Source organism: Spirosoma arboris, from assembly GCF_009754945.1.
Taxonomy (GTDB): Bacteria; Bacteroidota; Bacteroidia; order Cytophagales; family Spirosomataceae; genus Spirosoma; species Spirosoma arboris.
This window is the reverse complement of record NZ_WPIN01000014.1, coordinates 45,792-63,873: the sequence shown is the minus strand read 5'-3', so window position 1 is coordinate 63,873 and position 18,082 is coordinate 45,792. Positions and strand designations below refer to the sequence as shown.

The 18,082-nt window shown below is 44.9% G+C and carries 13 protein-coding genes; 8 read left to right on the top strand and 5 right to left on the bottom strand.

The window, feature by feature from the left end; all coding sequences use genetic code 11:
• Window positions 1–47: 47 nt before the first annotated feature.
• Window positions 48–1,292: a BamA/TamA family outer membrane protein gene (locus GO755_RS28880; RefSeq protein ID WP_157588846.1), complete on the top strand. Its 1,245-nt coding sequence runs from the start codon at window positions 48–50 to the stop codon at window positions 1,290–1,292.
• 680 nt (window positions 1,293–1,972) lie between these two features.
• Complete coding sequence (locus GO755_RS28875; protein ID WP_157588844.1) at window positions 1,973–2,956, top strand: phytanoyl-CoA dioxygenase family protein; 984 nt, start codon at window positions 1,973–1,975, stop codon at window positions 2,954–2,956.
• A gap of 148 nt (window positions 2,957–3,104) precedes the next feature.
• Here the strand turns inward: GO755_RS28875 and GO755_RS28870 are convergent, their stop codons facing one another.
• Entirely contained in the window at window positions 3,105–3,887 is a 783-nt protein-coding gene (locus GO755_RS28870) for a glycosyltransferase family 2 protein (RefSeq protein ID WP_157588842.1), read from the bottom strand.
• Between the two features lie 627 nt (window positions 3,888–4,514).
• Between GO755_RS28870 and GO755_RS28865 the strand changes: the two genes are divergently transcribed.
• A complete protein-coding gene (locus tag GO755_RS28865) occupies window positions 4,515–5,702 on the top strand; it encodes a hypothetical protein (RefSeq protein ID WP_157588840.1) in 1,188 nt (395 codons plus the stop codon).
• A 28-nt stretch (window positions 5,703–5,730) separates the two neighbouring features.
• Here the strand turns inward: GO755_RS28865 and GO755_RS28860 are convergent, their stop codons facing one another.
• Together GO755_RS28860 and GO755_RS28855 are read right to left on the bottom strand one after the other, a co-directional pair.
• The gene (locus GO755_RS28860; protein ID WP_227687130.1) at window positions 5,731–6,840 is read right to left on the bottom strand and encodes a Gfo/Idh/MocA family protein; all 1,110 of its coding nucleotides are present in this window, start codon (window positions 6,838–6,840) and stop codon (window positions 5,731–5,733) included.
• 87 nt (window positions 6,841–6,927) lie between these two features.
• The gene (locus tag GO755_RS28855; RefSeq protein ID WP_157589024.1) at window positions 6,928–8,397 is read right to left on the bottom strand and encodes a DEAD/DEAH box helicase; all 1,470 of its coding nucleotides are present in this window, start codon (window positions 8,395–8,397) and stop codon (window positions 6,928–6,930) included.
• A 206-nt stretch (window positions 8,398–8,603) separates the two neighbouring features.
• On the opposite strand from GO755_RS28855, the gene GO755_RS28850 reads away from it, so the two are divergent.
• The 5 genes from GO755_RS28850 to GO755_RS28830 all read left to right on the top strand — a co-directional run bounded on the left by GO755_RS28850 (window position 8,604) and on the right by GO755_RS28830 (window position 15,059).
• Window positions 8,604–9,836, top strand: coding sequence for a mandelate racemase/muconate lactonizing enzyme family protein (locus GO755_RS28850; RefSeq protein ID WP_157588838.1), 1,233 nt, complete (start codon window positions 8,604–8,606; stop codon window positions 9,834–9,836).
• 89 nt (window positions 9,837–9,925) lie between these two features.
• Entirely contained in the window at window positions 9,926–10,996 is a 1,071-nt protein-coding gene (locus GO755_RS28845) for an L-dopachrome tautomerase-related protein (RefSeq protein WP_157588836.1), read from the top strand.
• Window positions 10,997–11,129: 133 nt separating this feature from the next.
• Window positions 11,130–13,241: a TonB-dependent receptor gene (locus GO755_RS28840; RefSeq protein ID WP_157588834.1), complete on the top strand. Its 2,112-nt coding sequence runs from the start codon at window positions 11,130–11,132 to the stop codon at window positions 13,239–13,241.
• Window positions 13,242–13,354: 113 nt separating this feature from the next.
• A complete protein-coding gene (locus GO755_RS28835; RefSeq protein ID WP_157589023.1) occupies window positions 13,355–13,990 on the top strand; it encodes an ABC transporter ATP-binding protein in 636 nt (211 codons plus the stop codon).
• Between the two features lie 7 nt (window positions 13,991–13,997).
• On the top strand, window positions 13,998–15,059 hold the full coding sequence (locus GO755_RS28830; protein ID WP_157588833.1) for a hypothetical protein: 1,062 nt from the start codon (window positions 13,998–14,000) through the stop codon (window positions 15,057–15,059).
• A 20-nt stretch (window positions 15,060–15,079) separates the two neighbouring features.
• Here GO755_RS28830 and GO755_RS28825 read toward each other — a convergent pair whose 3' ends face one another.
• Together GO755_RS28825 and GO755_RS28820 are read right to left on the bottom strand one after the other, a co-directional pair.
• Window positions 15,080–17,743 (bottom strand): ABC transporter permease, encoded by a 2,664-nt coding sequence (locus tag GO755_RS28825; RefSeq protein ID WP_157588831.1) that lies wholly within the window; start codon window positions 17,741–17,743, stop codon window positions 15,080–15,082.
• Complete coding sequence (locus tag GO755_RS28820) at window positions 17,740–18,075, bottom strand: PadR family transcriptional regulator (protein ID WP_157588829.1); 336 nt, start codon at window positions 18,073–18,075, stop codon at window positions 17,740–17,742. Before GO755_RS28820 ends, GO755_RS28825 begins: the two co-directional genes overlap by 4 nt.
• Window positions 18,076–18,082: the final 7 nt, after the last annotated feature.

Here is an 18,082-nt window from a genome sequence, read left to right as displayed (position 1 = left end):
CCTTAAAGTACTGTTTATCAACCTATGCAACACGTATAAACCCACTCATGAAACTCGTTACCCGTTTGTTTGTGGGCTTCCTGCTGTTAAGTGTATCGGAGATTACCTGTTGCCTGGCACAGATGCCATTAGTGGATACGATGGCCGTAAAAAATACGCAACCAGTACCCCGTTTACACGATGTTGCAGATCTGGTAAAGCGATGGTATCCGCGCTTACATATTACTCCACATGACTCGTCGAACCTGGAAGAAGGCAAACGCTTTTTGTTAGTCATCCCGCAAATTGGCTATACTTTACAAACCAAAGCACTGGTAGCGGTATTAGTAAATACACCTTTCCGAAAACCAGGCGCCAATATGTCGTCAGTAAGCGGTCAGCTATCATACACCCAGAATAATCAGATAATTCTAACGGCTAATTCGCAGATCTGGAGTCGGAACAATCGCTACCTATGGACCAACGATTGGCGATTGATGCACTATCCTCAGGCTACCTACGGTCTCGGTATGTATACTACCACCGATAGGATTATCAATATGGATTACGCATACTTCCGGTTTTATCAGAGTTTTCTACGCCGGTTAGCTCCTAATTTATACGGCGGTGTTGGGTATTACCTAGACTTACATTGGAATATTGACAGCTATGTTGAAGGCCCTAATGGCGTTCGTGAATTAGTACGCATTTCCCGCTATTCGTCTGGTATTCAAGGGCGTTCGGTTTCATCAGGCCCTGCATTGCATTTGCTTTACGATAACCGAAGTAATGCCATTAATCCAAGCGGTGGCTTATATCTCAATGCTGTACTTAGAGCCAATATGGAGCTTTTAGGAAGTGACGATACCTACAAGTCATTATTATTAGAAGCTCGAAAGTATATTCCAATATCTCTACAATCAGGTAATATTCTGGCATTATGGTCTTATAATGCCTTCACCTTCAATGGTGATCCACCATTTTTGGATTTACCTAGCACAGGTTGGGATAACACAGGTAACGTAGGTCGTGGGTTCATTCAGGGGAGGTTTAGAGGAAAAAATTTCATCTATGCAGAAGCCGAATACCGTTTTCATATTACCAACGACCGATTGCTGGGCGGAGTGGTTTTTGCCAATGCCCAATCTGTTACAGAGCAGAACACCAACCAGTTTGAAAAAATTGCTCCGGCCGTAGGCGGTGGTATTCGGATTAAAATGAACAAAGTCTCACGAACAAATCTCTCCGTCGATTACGGCTTCGGTTTCGATGGCTCTCATGGATTATTTTTCAACCTGGGTGAAGTCTTCTAAAACAAGTTTCCATTAGTTTGAAACTCGAAAGCTGTATAAGGGCCTCAAATTTCTATTACGCCTTTTGTATTATCGCGCAGTCATTCGAGGTGGTCCAGATTTAGTTGCTTAGCTATATCATGCCCAAAATCGCATCACAGAAAAGTCACTCTGAAAGTCTGAAGAAGCGTATACAACCAACATCCTTGGGCTGGCGGTTATTGACAACCCAAGGGTGCCAGTTGTAGTTTGATTGCTTGTTGAGTATTTCTGGCAACATTTTTTGCCATTGGAAAGAGCAGACCAACCAATCAAGTCGATCGAAATAAAAATCTTCTACACGGATTTGGCGTCTATACTAGTATCACCAAGCGCTTATCATATAAAATTATCATCACCGCCGTGGAGCATACGGGCGGCTATTGGCAACCCGTATTCAATGCTCTATCGATGCCATCGACTCACAGAAAAAGGTTTGGCAAATAGGAACTTACAAAAATTTATTAATTCCAGTCAGGTGGGTACAATCATCTAATCAGGTCGGAGAAGACTAGAACCAAACGAACTTATCCGACACATCCTAAATGTGATAGCTTAAAGTAAGTAAAGCAAAGTTGTAACTGACGATAATGAGTGCTAAGAGTCATTGTATAAGTTAATGGTTCTTTATAGGTTTGGAGGAAATTCAAATTAATTCGATTATGACTTCTATCACCCCTACCACTAAGGTACTAGATAACCCTCCTTTCAATATGCCATGGGTTGAATCTCCATTCTTTACACAGGAGTTGAACCAGTCAAACTTAGATCCGGAACTAAAAGAAATTGCACTTAGATTTGCAAAAGATGGTTACGTTATTTTTGATCCACAAATTTCAGGAAGCGTTTTAGATAAAGCTATAGCTGGTGTTGAGCCTTTGTATAAAGGTGGCGCTCGGGTTCAGGATGCTTGGGAAACGGTATCTGCAACACGCGAAATTGCTACGGCACCACGTATTCTTGAAGTGCTCCGTATCTTGTATCGTCGGGAGCCAATCCCTTTCCAGACATTAAATTTCCCCGTTGGCACCCAGCAACTTACACATTCTGACGCTGTGCACTTTAACTCAATTCCCCAGAAGTTTATGTGTGGAGTTTGGGTTGCTCTTGAAGATATCCATAATGATAATGGGCCCCTTCATTATTACCCAGGCAGTCATAAATTGCCATTTTATGACATGATCGACATGGGCCTAAGTGGTTCATCTGCCCAAACTGTCGAAGAGCTTTATGGGAAAGAAGGAGTGTATCGTGAATACGAAAAACGGTTGGCAACAATCATTGAAGCACAAGGGTTGAAAAAAATGATTATGAACATGCCTAAAGGTAATGCCTTAATCTGGGCTTCAAACTTATTGCATGGTGGCGAGCCAATAAATGACCCTACATCAAGCCGCCATAGCCAGGTTACGCACTATTTCTTTGAAGACTGTGTCTACTACACACCCCTTCGTTCAGATACGACCATCGATAAACTGTTCGTCAGAAAAATCCGGAATATTATTACAGGAAAGTTAGTCCCTAATAAATATTTCGGACGACCAGTCAATCAGGATGGCCATGCAAAGGCCGCCAGTATTACTGGTATTGTTCGCAGTATAGGACGAATGTTGCCTAAGTCGCTCATAAAAAAAATAAAGCGATAACTTTATACAACACTATCGCTTTATCACAAGTACCTATTTAGCTTTCTTAGCTTGATTATTAGTCTCTCAAGCTAAGAAAGCTAAATAGGTACTTACTTTATTAAATCACATACTAGAAGCTTTTTCCTAAGATAGAAAATAATAAATTCTATAATTTTTCTATAAAACCAATTCTTACTAAGAACATTTTTATAAATAATTTGACTTTATTATTATAGATAAGTAAAGGGCTAATAGATGAAGAGATAATTTTATTCTTCACTTTAGCTCTATAGGTTTCGTCGATAGCTTTAAATAATAATCTTGTGCTTACTCCTCCATCACGCATCATAACTGTTGTTACTGGTAAATAACCTGTTTGTAAAAGCTCTTTGGGTCTCAACAGAAGTTCATAATCTCCAGAAACTTTATAATCTTCATCAAATAATCCATATTTAGCAAATAAGTTTTTAGAATGAAAACACCCTACGTGCCAAGTAATCATATTACGTTTAAAGAGCGGCCAATCCCATGCTTTACCTACTGTATCTATTATCTCTAGATTGTTATTAACAAGGTTAATTCTCGATGAAATAAATTCTAACAGCTCTTTATTTGGATGATCAGTAATATAATTTATGTAAGATTGAAAGGCATGAGGATATAGAATATCGTCTGAACCTAAAAAAGCAATCCAATCACCAGAAGCTACCTTAAGCCCTTTGTTCCAAGCACTATAAATTCCATTATCTGGTTCACTTATTGTGTAGAAGATATCCTGTTTATAGAGATCAATGATTTCTAAAGTATTATCACTTGAACCTCCATCAATTATAATAATTTCGTAGTTTTTATATTCTTGGACAAGTATGCTCTTAATTGCACCTTCTAAATAATCACCACCATTATAAACAGCAATAATAATACTAACCAGAGGTTTATATAAATCCATCGACTAAGGAGTTTTAATTAATAAGATTATTCGAGCATTTTTTTATTCCCAGTAAATTTTAGTTTAAAAGGAAATATAACAAGCAGAAATGCACTTATCTTGGTTCTAATATGGGTGCTGAAGGGTTCTGAAGTTTTATTATGTATTAAATGTATTTAAAGCTGCAATATTACCACAAACGAGCCTATTCCGCAATAACTATCGAGCGACGAAGTGTCCCACCGGACATTTCGGATAATATATTTTATCGCTAAAAAGAGTATGGATAATAAAATGTTAGCACTTAACTAGGCTGTGGGACAAAGCTGTATGGCACTTAATAACGGACTTGATTATCCTTTAACAATACATTCATGTCAAGCCGCCGTGGTGGACTCTTGCTGTTTTAGACTGAAAGTAGATCTTTTTGAAAAGCGATAGAACTCATCGCTTGACAATATGAGCCCGACACAATTTTAACAGAATCACTATTTAACTTTGTGTGACAACCTGTACACTTAACTGTCGGGCTAAATAGGACTATCTCAAGTCTTATCTAATAAAATAAGCAATTTGTATTACCAGTCTCTAGATTTGTAAACAACACTCATATAATCAGCCAACTAAAAACCAAGCCTATTCAACTAAATGAACTATACACTTTTTGCTATTTTATTATTTTTAACTCAATCAATTTTTGCCCAGTCAACATTGCCCATTATTAAAGCAACGTCCAAACGTGTAGCTATCAATGATGGTGGCTATTTAGATAAAAATGCCTGGGCACTTTCTCCGAAGATCAGACCAGATATTTTTACGGCGGATAGAACGAGAAAAACAAAATGGGTGACATTTTATACAGACATAGATTCTATAAAGGTAAAAGTAAAACCAGGAACAAAATACAATTTTATTGTTCTGTTAAATGGCAAAGATTCCTGCTACACGCAAATTGCAAGCGCAATTCCGTCAAAAAGTACGCACCAAAGAAGGGCTATTACTCATGATACAATTCCTTTTACACTGACGGCATTTAATGCGATTCAGGTAAAAACTATTATTAACGACACTGATACGCTAAACTTACATTTTGATGTTGGCTCGTTCGATTTTCATTTAACGAAAGATGCTATCCTTAAAAAGACAAAATTGTTATCAAATCAACCTGATGTCCTAGCGGGCAAAGCAACTCCAAATTATACTAATTTAACTAAGATTTTTAAATTGCAAATGGGCAATTCGGTATGGACTAATCCTGAGGTTACTGCTACAGGATTAACCTCACACGATATGGATGGGCGTTTTGGATGGAATCTATTTGAAGGGAAACAAGTAGAAATCGATTACGATCATAATCGTCTACTAATTCATTCAGAATTACCAAAGGCGTTGAAAGGCTACGTTAAATCAAAGTTGGAATTTATCCATTCTTTTGTCTGTATGAAAGGAGCCTTTTCCATAGAAAACAAAAAATATACTGGTACTTTTTTAATTGACACGGGTTCGGATCAGGCCATTATTTTAGATAGCACCTGGGCAAGTAAGCAAAATTTCTCTCAGAATTTAAAGCTCATTAAATCATCAGTTATTCGCGATCCGAGGGGCGTAAAGTATGAGACTAAATTAATGCTATTCCCGCTCTTGAAACTTAATACGTTTGAGCTTACAAACATTCCCACGCTCGTTTTAGGAAGCAAAAATCCAGTAGGTTTTGAGGTTAATTACGTTGGTAATGATCTTTTAAAACGATTTAATATGGTATTTGATTTTGAACGTGATTACATCTATTTAAAACCAAATAAATTAATGAATTTAAAATTCAGAGAAAACACGTAAACACATTAATTTTATAACATCATCCGTTCTAACTTCTCCAGTCGAGTTGAATTTTCCGGCCGGTTTCAGCGGCCTGTAGAATAGCCCCAATCAGCTTCATATCTTTCCAACCCTCTTCGCCCGATGCTTCGGGTTTCGATTTCGTTCGAATGGCCTGAACAAATGCATCCATCTGAGCAATTTGCTGATAATGCGGAGAAGGTACGTCCATTGCTCCTCGGCTAGTAACACCCTGAGCGCCTGTAGCATTGAAGGAGGGTTCGAGTTTAAACCAGCCGCGCTCGCAGGTAGCATAAAGTCGATCTACGTATGACGAATAAGTAGTACTACAATGCGCTACGGTACCACCGGGAAATTCGAACTGCCAGAAGACCGTTTCGTGAATATCTTTAAAATGCTCCTTATCGAACGTAAACGCCTGAGCAGTCACACTTATGGGGTCCAGATTGATCATTCGGCGGGCACCCTGGATGGCGTAAATGCCTAAGTCCATAATGGCTCCTCCCCCACCGATTTTCTTATCCAGTCGCCAGGAATTTGGTCCTGGTACGGTGAAACCCAAGCCTGACTCGATCACCTTTACATGTCCGAATGTATTATCAGCGGCTAATCGGCGCATCTCCAGATGATGTGGTTCGAAATACAGTCTATAACCCACAGACAACTGTACACCGGCTCTTTCGCAGGCCGAAATCATCTGCCGGGCTTCCTCAGCATTCATAGCCATCGGCTTCTCACAAATCACATGCTTGCCCGCCTGAGCTGCCCGAATGGTGTATTCAGCATGCAGAAAATTAGGCAGAACCACATAGATAATATCAATATCGGGATTGTTCCGAATTTGGTCGAAGGTTTGGTAATTGTAGATGTTCTTCGCAGGAATCGTGTATTTCTCTGACCAGCTCTTCGCCTTATCGGGAGAGCCCGTTACGATACCCGCCAGATAACAATTTTGGGTTTCAAGTAACGCTGGGGCTAGTTGATTGGTCGCATAATTCCCTAAACCGACCAGAGCAACACCTAATTTTTTGGGAGCTGGTTGCTGAGCTGCCACCAGGTCAATTGATTGTGTCAATAATCCACCAGTCGCCAGCGACAGCGTTTGCAAAGTTGTCCGGCGAGAAATTAGGGAGGTCATGGGAGAGCGGTTTTGTGCTGCAATAAAAGACAATAAAAAAGACAGCCCGTTGCAACGACCAGGCTGTCTGACAAGATTGATAAACGCTTATTCTCCAGCGGGCACCGAAACCGATGACTGGCTCTGGTCATTCGGACGGCCTTCACCTTTCGGGCCTCTCCGGCGTTTTTTCCGACGTTTGTTTTTTGCCTGCCCACCAGCATCGACCGGAAGTGACTGCGCTACTCCTTCAGATGTTGCATTTGTCGAACCCTCAGTAATAGGCATTATTCCTTCTGGGTGGGGTTTGGATTCAGCATCGGTGCGTTGATCACGACGACCTTCTCGTCGCTCACCAGTCGCTGGTTTATTGCTCTCGTGCCGCTGGCGGCCATCACCACGGCGTCCATCGCGACCACCCCGACCTGAACCACCGCGAGAGCCTCCTTTACCCCGTAGACCACTGAATCGTTTTGGGTCGAAAACCGGTGATTTACCCATGTCGAGCGCTTCGGTAATCGACTGTTTTTCGACCTCCCGCTCAATCAACCGTTCAATATTTACGATGCGGTTCTGATCCTGATCGCTAATGAACGTAATGGCTGTACCTGTAGTAGCCGCCCGTGCCGTACGACCGATTCGGTGAACATAATCTTCGGCATCACGCGGAATATCGTAATTGACAACGTGGGTCAGATTATCGATGTCGATACCACGCGACAGCACATCGGTGGCGACCAGAATCGGGAACGCTTTATTTTTAAAATCACGCAACACGACTTCGCGGTCATCCTGCTCTAGATCAGAACTGATGCCTCGTGCTTCATAACCCAGTTTGCTCAACGCCCGCACGATTCCATTCACTTCCGATTTCCGGGATGTAAACAGCACCATGCTCTGCACAGGCTTTGTACTGTTTTTAATCAGGTGGGCCAACAGCGGCAGCTTCTGGCTGTCATAAGCCAGATAAAACTGCTGATCGATACCGGCCGCTGGTTTCGAAACGGCCAACCGAATTTCTTCGGGGTCAACCAGAATTCGTTTCGAAAACTCACGGATTTTATTGGGCATCGTAGCCGAAAACAGCAAGGTTTGCCGTTTGACAGGCAGTTTCGCTACAATGTTTATTATATCGTCCGAAAAGCCCATGTCGAGCATTTTATCGGCTTCATCGAGTACCAGATAGTCAATCTTATCGAAATGAACATAGCCGAGTTGCATGTGTGCAATAAGTCGACCCGGAGTGGCAATGATAATATCGGCTCCGGTTTCGAGCGCTTTTCGCTGCTTGTCCCAATCGTCGCCTTTGCCTCCACCGTAAATGGCGATGCTATTAGCCTCTACAAAATAACCGAAGCCTTCTACCTGCTCATCAATCTGTTTGGCGAGTTCACGCGTTGGCACTAGAATAAGCGTGCTGGTATGGTCGTGGTTGGCGTGGGAGATTCTATCGAGAAGTGGAATAAGGTAAGCCGCCGTTTTTCCGGTTCCAGTCTGAGCGCTGGCAATCAGGTCGCGCCCTTCGAGAATTTTGGGAATGGCTAGTTCCTGAATCGGAGTGGCTTTTAAGTAGTTCATGGCATCCACGCCGGCCAGCAGGTCGTCATGGAGATTAAATTCCTGAAATGTCAAGGTAACAGCTGAATGATGGTGGAACACAGCTGACCTTAACTTCCCGGTCAGCAAACCGCTTGATTTGAAACAAATATAACGAAAAATCAGGATTTTGCCAGTATGACGGGTGCACAGCCGCCTTTGCCGGTTTAGCCCTTCGACTTAGCCCTATGCAGCGCCGACAGTTCCTCCAAAATACCCTCATGGGCAGCAGCCTGCTCGCCCATAAAGACCTTTTCGGGCAGAATCAGAGATCGACCAGTGACCTGCCCAATTGGCAACTACCTGATCTGCATAAAGCGATTTCCGATCCTGTCCTCATTCGGTCTGTAGAGCTACTAAAAACGCAGGGACAACTTATGCTGGTGGTAACAGCACAGGATGGGACGCGGGGCATTACGCAATGCAACGAACGGATGCAAAATCTATCTTCGCTACTAAAAGGACTTATTATTGAGCACTTTACAGGTAAAGATGCCCGTGATTTGCCGATGTTAGTTGATAATGCGTACCGGCTTAATTCGAATTACAAATATGCGGGCATGCCGCTCTGGAACTGCATTGGTTCGGTCGAGATTGCGGTTTGGGATTTACTGGGTAAACAGGTTAAAAAGCCCGTTTATCAGTTGCTGGGGCAAACTGTTCGCACTAACTACGACGTCTACATTTCTGATTTTGATCGAGGCACAGATACTGCCGATGTGGTTGTTGACCGATTGGCGCAGAAACTGGCCGCTACGGGGGCTAAAGGGGTAAAAATCAAGGTTGGTGGGCGAATGCAGAATACGCCTGAGGACGAACGTCGGACACGAGCTTTTGTGCCTTTAGTTCGTAAGAAACTAGGCGACAGCATAACTATTTACGCCGATGCCAACGGTTCATACACGCCCGAAGAAGGCATCAGGATAGGTCACATGCTGGAAGATAACGGGGTTGCCATTTTTGAGGAGCCCTGCAATTTTGAGGACGAAGACGGTATTCGTCGAGTCAATAAAGCAATTACTAAACTGGTAATGGCAGGTGGTGAACAGGATACGAGTCTGTATCGCTTTGAGCGGTTGGCCCGAACTGATGTCTATGATCTATTACAGGCCGATGTCTATTATAACGGAGGCATATTACGGGGCCTGCAGGTGGCAGAAATTGCCCGAAGTTTTGGTAAAAACATAGCTCCCCACACGCCCAAATCCGACCCGCTTATCGCCCCGTTTTGGCACTTAGCCGCCGTTTGTCCAAACCTTTACGGCTTGCAGGAGTTTGTCTACGAGTTGAATGGCAAAGTGCCTTCGTGGTATGAACCCGCCATTCGTGTACAGAATGGTGTCATGCAAATACCCAGCACGCCAGGTCTCGGTATTAACTACGACGATCAAATCTGGAAATCGGCGGAACGGGTTGGGTAAAGGGTTTTGACAGGATTAACGGGATAAAACAGGATTTTTCTAACTGCTAACCCTATCAAAAAAGGAACTGACAAACGGTCAAGCATAGAATGAAACCAGGATTCTTGAGCCTATTTTTCTTGTTAAGTAGCCTGCTCTCAACGGCACAATCGAAGCTGGAGACTGTAGCCGAATTTGGAAAACATCAACCCATTGGCTTAGGCGTTTCGAAAGCGAACCGCATTTTCGTTACGTTTCCGAAAAACCCTGGCAATTACGATGACGGACTAGCAGAACTCATCAAGGGCGAACGACATCCTTATCCAAACGCTGAATGGAACCAGTGGGATTCACTGAAACCACAAAGTCGATTCATCAATGTACAGGCTCTTTTCGTCGATCAGACCAATACACTCTGGGTACTTGACCCAGCCAGTCCTGCGGGCCAGAAAGCCATTCCAGAAGGTATTAAGTTGGTAAAAGTCAACCTGTCAACCAATCAGATTGAGAAGATTTATCGGTTCGAGGATTTACCTCGCGAGCGAACTGGCCTGAATGATGTGCAGGTCGATTCGCGGCAGCAGGTTGCGTATCTGTCAGATCCCGGACGAGGAGCCATTGTGGTGCTGGACCTGGCTTCGGGTAAGAGCCGAACAGTTTTGGAAAACGATAAATCAACCAAAGCTGACCCAAATTTTGTGCTCAATATTGATGGCAAGGAAGTGCGCGACACGCGGGGAAACCCATTCCGAAGCAACGTCAACGGTATTGCCTTGACTCACGACTTCAAGTATCTCTATTTCAGACCCATTACACAAACAAAACTATTCCGTATAGCCACAACTTACTTAACAAATCCTGCCTTATCCCCTACCGAGGTAGCTTCGCATGTTGAGATAATGGGCGAAACGGGCGTCTCACACGGCATGATTGCAGATAAAGCCGGAAACATCTATTTAACCGATTCACCCGACAAAGCCATCCGATACTTTACTCCTGATCGTCAATTAAAAATGCTTGTTCAGGATAATCGGCTGCTTTGGCCTGATAGCTTCGGCATTGGTAGCGATGGGTATCTATATGTGACAGCCGCACAGATTCACCGTACCAAACGCTATAATAATGGGGAAGACAAAGTGGATTACCCGTTTCGCTTATATCGGGTGAAGTTGCCGAACTAAGAAACGAGAACTTTACTGGTTTTCATCCCAATCTACACCTAAAATTGTGAGTTGAAAACTTTGCCTATACCTGACAAAAAACGCTGCATTCAACTGTTACGTTGTACTTTTGTGCTACTTATCCCGTAGCAATATGCTCAAACGTTTCCTTCCATTCGCTCTAGTTTCCGGCTTATTTTTTCCCTCAATTTTAGTTGCCCAAACGCCAACGGCTTCGTCGTTAGATGACACACTTCAGCTTAATGAAGTTGTTGTTAAGGGGTATGCGACCAATCGACGCCTACTGGAAACACCAGCATCGGTAGGGTTGCTCACTCGCCGGGATTTGAATCAACGATTTGGCACCCCCACTCTTGTTCCTGCGCTTAATACGCTGCCCGGCGTTCGGGCAGATGAGCGGTCTCCGGGCAGTTATAGGCTGGCAATTCGAGGGAGCGCGATCCGGTCGCCATTTGGGGTCCGTAATATTAAAACGTACTGGAACGAAATGCCGCTTACCGATGCAGGCGGCAACACAAACCTGAATGCATTAGATGTTCGGGCATTGGGGCGCATTGAAGTTATCAAAGGACCGTCGGGAAGCTTGTATGGCGCCGGAACAGGAGGCACCATTCTGTTTAGCGGACTTGCGGTTCCGGCGGGTAAAAGTAATGTTGAAGTCTCTGCTTTGGGTGGATCATATGGGCTGTATGGCAATGGTATTGCCCTGCAAACGGGCAAAAACAATTCGGCCATAGCACTCAATTACAATCACTTACAATCTGATGGTTACCGTGATCAAAGTGCAGTTGTACGCGACAATCTGAGCTTAATTGGTTCGTTCAGCGTTAGCCCTAAACGAACGGTTTCGGTACTGGCTATGTATTCGGATCTGCACTACCAAACGCCTGGTGGCCTGACCGAAGCGCAATTTCTTGCCAATCCACGAGCCTCACGTCCGGCTACCGCTACCCTACCCAGCAGTGCAGCCCAACAGGCAGGTATTTACCAGAAAGTGAGCTATTTCGGGTTGTCACACGAATACCGATGGAGTGATCGCATACAGAATACAACCGTTATCTTTGGTTCCACTACCGACTTTGCCAATCCGTTTATCACGAACTACGAAAGACGGACCGACATGGGTGTCGGTGGACGGACGGTTACTCAATTCCGCTTCCCGAATAGTCCTCTGCCCACGGTCCTTACGGTGGGCGGGGAGTTCTTACGCAACTTCACCGTAGACCGAAATTTTGGAAACCGGGCTGGAGTGCCTGATAGTATCCAGACCGATGAAGAACTGATTTCGCGCCAGTCAACCATTTTTGCCCAGGCCGAAACAGAGTTACCTGCTCACTTCCGACTAACGGCAGGTATTAGTCGAAATGATGTTCAATATGATTTTACCCGGTTTATGGTACGAGCCGGAGGGCTGCCAACGGCTACGATCAACCGCAATTTCAATCCTGTCTGGTTACCACGAATAGCTCTGCTTCGCACCTTCGGCCCCAATTTGTCGGCTTTTGTAAGCATTAGTACGGGCTATTCAGCCCCATCGAGTCAGGAAGTACACCCCTCTGCTGGTGGATTCAGCACAACACTCAACCCTGAACGTGGAACAAGTTATGAAGTGGGCATTCGGGGATCAGTCTTCCATAGTCGATTGCGGTTCGATGTCGCGCTGTATAAACTTCAACTGCGCGAAACCATTGTTCGCCGGTCGGATGCTGCCGGGGCAGACTATTTTGTGAATGCCGGTCGGACAGATCAGCCGGGTTTAGAAGCGCAGCTCGCTTATGATTTTATTCTTCCCTCGTCGTTTTCCAGCTCATCCACCTTTTCTCTTCTCCGCTTGTGGAATAGCTTGACACTCGTCAATTATCGGTATCGCGATTATCAACAGGGCGCCGTCGACTTATCAAACAATCGAATTCCTGGTGTAGCACCCACGACAAACGTAACCGGTATTGATGCGGAGACTAAGTCGGGCTTCTATGCCCATTTAACCTATCAGTTTCTTTTAGAATTTGCGCTGAACGACGCGAATACAGCCTTATCTAATCCGACACAGTTATTACAGGCTACCCTCGGCTTCCGGCGCAACTTAGGTCAGCACTGGACGCTCGATGTCTATGCCAGTGGCGACAATCTTTTGGACAGAAGCTACTCGCTTGGCTACGACCTGAACGCAGTTGGCAACCGGTATTACAATGCCGCCCCAGGCCGAAATGGCATGGGTGGTGTTCGGTTGAGTGTGAAATGGTGACGTGGAATGATGAATTATAAATGATGAATGATGAATTTTGTCAACGGCACAGTACTGTGCACATTTCATTCATCATTTATAATCGCACCGGCGACCCGGTCATCATTCAAAAATTGCTCACTGTCACTAACCTCACCAAAGCCTACAATGGTCACATTGCCCTGACCGTACCGGAACTTCAACTCCCACCTGGATTTCATTATTTTCGGGGTGGTAATGGTTCCGGCAAAACGACCCTTTTCCGTACTGTTGCAGGCTTACTTCCGTTTTCAGGTGAGATTGTATTGGCTGGAAAGTACGAAATCAGTCGCGATCCAGTTGCCTACCGAATGCGGGTTAACTATGCCGAAGCCGAGCCGCTATATCCATCTTTTCTAAGCGCCCGTGATCTTGTCGGATTTGTCAGTAAAGCCAAGAAATCTCCTGTCGGGCAAGTCGATGCAGTAGCTAACTTATTGGGAGTCGATTCGTTCTGGACGAAACCCACCGGCCAGTTTTCGAGTGGCATGCTCAAGAAGCTGTCTCTTCTTCTGGCCTTACTCGGAACACCCCAACTGGTTTTACTGGACGAACCCCTTACGACCTTAGATGTAGCCACCGCCGAGAAACTATTCGCTTATATCCAGCAACTCCATACGAGCGAGGGTGTTTCGTTTCTACTGACGTCCCACCAGGATGTCAGCCTAACGGGTTTGCCTATAACCAGTGTTTGGCAAGTGAATGAAGGGGTTATTACGACCACAACTTAATCATGCCATGCTGACCTTTCTCAATCGGATTTTCATTAGCCCCTTTTACGCCAAAAACGCGGGTACCTTTCTGGTAATCCTCCTGCTAGCTTTTGGGTTTCTGAGCGCTACGGAACACAAAGCGCTGATTACCGCAGCATTGGGGTCGCCATTTTTTCTGGCTATTGTATTCGTTCTGTGGACTTTATACCTCCTTAAAACCATTGCGTTTATCTGGCAGGAATTAACAGCTCCAGAGCATTTATTTCTACAAACATTCTGGCTTATCCCAACCTCAAAGCGGTGGGCGCTGTGGCTGGCGATACAAACGGGTCTGTTATTACCCATTATTGCCTACGCAGGCTGGATGATCCAGCTAGGCATTCATTTCCAGCGATGGGATTCGCTCAGTGCTATTGTTCTGGTTATTCTGATCTTACTGATAATGGGGGCTACCGCAGCCGATTATCGACTTCGCCACCCTAACCCTGATTCACTTCGGTTACCACATCTGACAGTCCAGCTCCCTTACGAGCTGTTCTTTCCTGCTTATTGGCTACGCCACGAACCCCTCTCGTTCGTCCTGACGAAATCCTTTTCGGGGCTTTTATTGGCCGGTGTTTGCCGGCTCTACCCTACCGACGATTACGACCAACGCCTACTGCTCATCGGTTTGTTACTGGCCGTATTAGGTCATTCGCAGGTGGGCGGACAAATCAGTGAGTTTGAGAAAAAGTATTTACTCTTCCTGGAAAATCTGCCCTTATCCTGGCTACAGCGCTTCGCGCGGTACGCATTTACCTACGGCCTAATCTGGTTTCCCGAACTCTTGATTTTACTACGCAATTGCCCGTCCGAAATTCGGTTCGATTACGTCATATGGCTCTGGCTGACAGGTTGGGGATGTATTCTCCTTATGCATAGCCTTTCGTATGGTCGCACCATAATTCCCGAACGCTGGCTGTCAGGTGTACTGGCTACGTTTATCGGCGGCTTACTGGCCATTATGTTTGGGGTTCCTGTGGGTGCTTGGTTGGTGTTGGGCTGGCTCGGGGCGATTGGATTTTGGTATCGGTCGGTTCTCACGTAGAGACGCAATGGTTTGCGTCTCTACTCACTCTTCAACACGTTGGCAGGGTTCTTCCGGGCGGCTTTTAAGGTTTGGGAGCCAATCAGTAAAAAGGCCAGTACCATAACCATCACTACTCCGATCAGTAATTCACTCAGGCCGATGGGTTGGTGGTAGGCAAAATTGGTTAGAACGACTTTGTCGAAAAAGAAATAGGTGGCCGGAAGAGCAACTAAGCTAGCGATAAGCAGCAGTCCCAAAAATCCTTTGCTCAGTAAAAAAACCAATCCGCCTTCGGTTGCGCCCAGTACTTTACGGATGCTAATTTCTTTTAAGCGAGTTTCGGTCGTGAATACAACCATGCCAAACAAGCCCAGGGAGGCAATGCAGATGGCCAGGAAAGCAATGAAGCCAATCACCTTCACCATGACCGAGAATTGACTATAGGCCAGTTCAATCTGATCATCGTAAAATTTGGCCTCCAGCGGATGAATCTTATCAATCTTCCGCCAGACATTGTCGATACTCGCCATTGTGGCAGGCAGATCGGTGGGAGCAATCTTGACATTCAGATAACCCCAGGGCTCGTCGGACGAGTAGCGGAACATAACGGGTTCAATCTTCTTTTCCATTGTTCCATAATGAAAGTCCTTTAGTACGCCTACGATGGTGAGTTTATTTCCATCGACGGTCACTACTTTGCCCAGTGCTTTTTCAGGATCTCTTTTGGCAATGTTGAACCGTTTCAGCACCTGTTCATTCACGATGATTTCACTTTCTTCTCCTTTCTTCGGACGTAAGGTAAAGTTTTTGCCAGCGACCAGTTTATGGTTATGCACAGGCAAATAATGCTCATCAACCAAATTGAGCCACACCATTGCCGAATCTCGGGGATCAGTATATTTCATAGTTGTCCCATGAATACTTCCCAAGCTTGTAATCATCAGCGATTGAGACACTTCACGAACAGACGGAATTTCCGATAACTCTTTGGCTAATACATTCCCTTTATTGCCCTGCATGCTGATGTTCAAAATATTTTCAGTCGTAAAGCCCAGATCGAACAGGACAAGTCCACGATATTGGTTATAGCCAATCAGGGTTGTGGCGATAAAAATCAGTGAAAATGTATACTGAATGACAATCAATGCTTTACGCATACTGACCCGCTGAAATACCTTTACGGTTGAGACGTCTTTTATGACCTGAAGCGCATTGATCCGGGAGAAAAATAAGGCGGGCAAAAAACCGGCAGCCAGACCAACCACTATGGCAAAGACCAGAAAATAGAGAATGATCCGGGGTGACAAATCAAGTACGACCAGATCACCGATATGTGGATCGAGCGCCAGGAATTGGGTTCGTAAGAACAAAAACAGACCAAAAGAAAACACCAGAGCCAACAGGGCAATGATTACCGATTCGGCCATGAACTGTCCTAGTACATGACTTTTCATAGCACCGATAATTTTACGAATGCCTACTTCCCGAGATCGTCTAAGCGAACGGGCAATGGAGAGATTGGTGTAATTAAAGCAGGCAGAGAGAATAATTACGAAAGCCAGGCCCCCTAAAATCCATATGACAATAGGCATCATGGTGGGGCCAATCGAGTTATCTAGTCGCTTGCTTAATACGACTTTATTTAATGGTTGGAGCGCAACGGTAAACTTTTTATTCTTTATGGCAGCGTTTTCCTTCGTATTCAGTTTATCAAGGATAGCTTGTACCGATTCAGGATCACTATTCTCTGGCAGCACCATATAGACATAATTCTGCCAGACATTTTCCCAGCTGTAAAAATTAGGATCTGCTTTGGCTAACAACGCATCGGCCGTAGCAAACGAAACCAGTGCGTCAAACCGTACGTGTGATAGCTTGGGAACATCTTTCGCAACACCCGTAACCGTATAATTCAGCGAATCAAATCGTATTGACTTGCCCAGTGGATCAACATCTCCGAATAGTTTTTTTGCCGTTTTTTCGGTCAACACCAATGAATACGGCTCTTTGAGAGCAGTAGCCGGATCTCCTTTTAGTAAGGGAAATGTAAATACCTTGAAAAATGAATTATCTGCCCAAAAAGCCCCAAAGGGTACGACCGTTTCACCCACATGGGCATCGCCAGAAAATCCATTACGAAGAATCGTTAGATCTTCTACTCCGGCTACCGTTTCCCGGATTTTCCTGCCAACCTTTACCGATGTAGAAGCTAATTCCACAGCAGGCTGATCTACGTTCTGAAATGTAGTGATGACCCGATATGTTCTATCTTTCTTCAGTTGAAAATCATCGTACGAAAGAAAATCCGAGATCAGGGAAATAACGAGCAGACCTACCGACATGCTCACGGCCAGCCCGAAAATGTTAATGAAGGAAAATAATTTGTTGCGCACCAGACTGCGCCGGGAGGTTTTGAGGTAGCTGCCAATCATGATCCAGTGAATAAAAAGGTTTAGGAAATCGGGTTTGCGGATGGTGTATAATCTGAAAAACTTCAGGGCATCGAGGCAGTAAATCAATCGGGCGCGTTTGGCGCCTTTAGCTTTCAGATTACGCTCAAAGTATTCATTCAGATCACCCTGCAGGTCTTCCAGTAAGTCGGGGCGGCAATACCAGCTAATCAGGCGCTGCGCCCAACGGGGCGGTTGAGGCAAATCGGATTGGTCTCCAGACCGATCGTTTTGGCTGTCAAATCGTGTCATATTGAGCCTTCCAGATTGAATCCGGGGATAATACGCCAGAGTGACTCCCGCACATCTTTGGCATTTGTCAAGGCAATTTTACCCGCGTGCGTTACTTCGTAATAGCGTTTGCGTTTACCCCCTCGCGTGCTGGTTGCATCACCCAGATGGCTTTTCACTAAGCCCTTCTCTTCCAGCCGATTCAGAACGGCATGCACAACACCCAATTTGGCGACTCGGCCCGTATGTTTTTCCAGCTCATCACAAACGGCTACACTGTAAGCGTCGTTGACTAATGCGGCAATAGTAAGCAGCACGAGTTCTTCAAATTCCCCCAGATTACTCCCCTTCATGGGCTTG

What these genes read in the sequence shown, in the direction of transcription:
- GO755_RS28880 (WP_157588846.1), top strand. Translation starts at nt 48, where the DNA reads ATGAAACTCGTTACCCGTTTGTTTGTGGGCTTCCTGCTGTTAAGTGTA.
- GO755_RS28875 (WP_157588844.1), top strand. Translation starts at nt 1,973, where the DNA reads ATGACTTCTATCACCCCTACCACTAAGGTACTAGATAACCCTCCTTTC.
- GO755_RS28870 (WP_157588842.1), bottom strand. Translation starts at nt 3,887, where the DNA reads ATGGATTTATATAAACCTCTGGTTAGTATTATTATTGCTGTTTATAAT.
- GO755_RS28865 (WP_157588840.1), top strand. Translation starts at nt 4,515, where the DNA reads ATGAACTATACACTTTTTGCTATTTTATTATTTTTAACTCAATCAATT.
- GO755_RS28860 (WP_227687130.1), bottom strand. Translation starts at nt 6,840, where the DNA reads ATGACCTCCCTAATTTCTCGCCGGACAACTTTGCAAACGCTGTCGCTG.
- GO755_RS28855 (WP_157589024.1), bottom strand. Translation starts at nt 8,397, where the DNA reads ATGAACTACTTAAAAGCCACTCCGATTCAGGAACTAGCCATTCCCAAA.
- GO755_RS28850 (WP_157588838.1), top strand. Translation starts at nt 8,604, where the DNA reads ATGCAGCGCCGACAGTTCCTCCAAAATACCCTCATGGGCAGCAGCCTG.
- GO755_RS28845 (WP_157588836.1), top strand. Translation starts at nt 9,926, where the DNA reads ATGAAACCAGGATTCTTGAGCCTATTTTTCTTGTTAAGTAGCCTGCTC.
- GO755_RS28840 (WP_157588834.1), top strand. Translation starts at nt 11,130, where the DNA reads ATGCTCAAACGTTTCCTTCCATTCGCTCTAGTTTCCGGCTTATTTTTT.
- GO755_RS28830 (WP_157588833.1), top strand. Translation starts at nt 13,998, where the DNA reads ATGCTGACCTTTCTCAATCGGATTTTCATTAGCCCCTTTTACGCCAAA.
- GO755_RS28825 (WP_157588831.1), bottom strand. Translation starts at nt 17,743, where the DNA reads ATGACACGATTTGACAGCCAAAACGATCGGTCTGGAGACCAATCCGAT.
- GO755_RS28820 (WP_157588829.1), bottom strand. Translation starts at nt 18,075, where the DNA reads ATGAAGGGGAGTAATCTGGGGGAATTTGAAGAACTCGTGCTGCTTACT.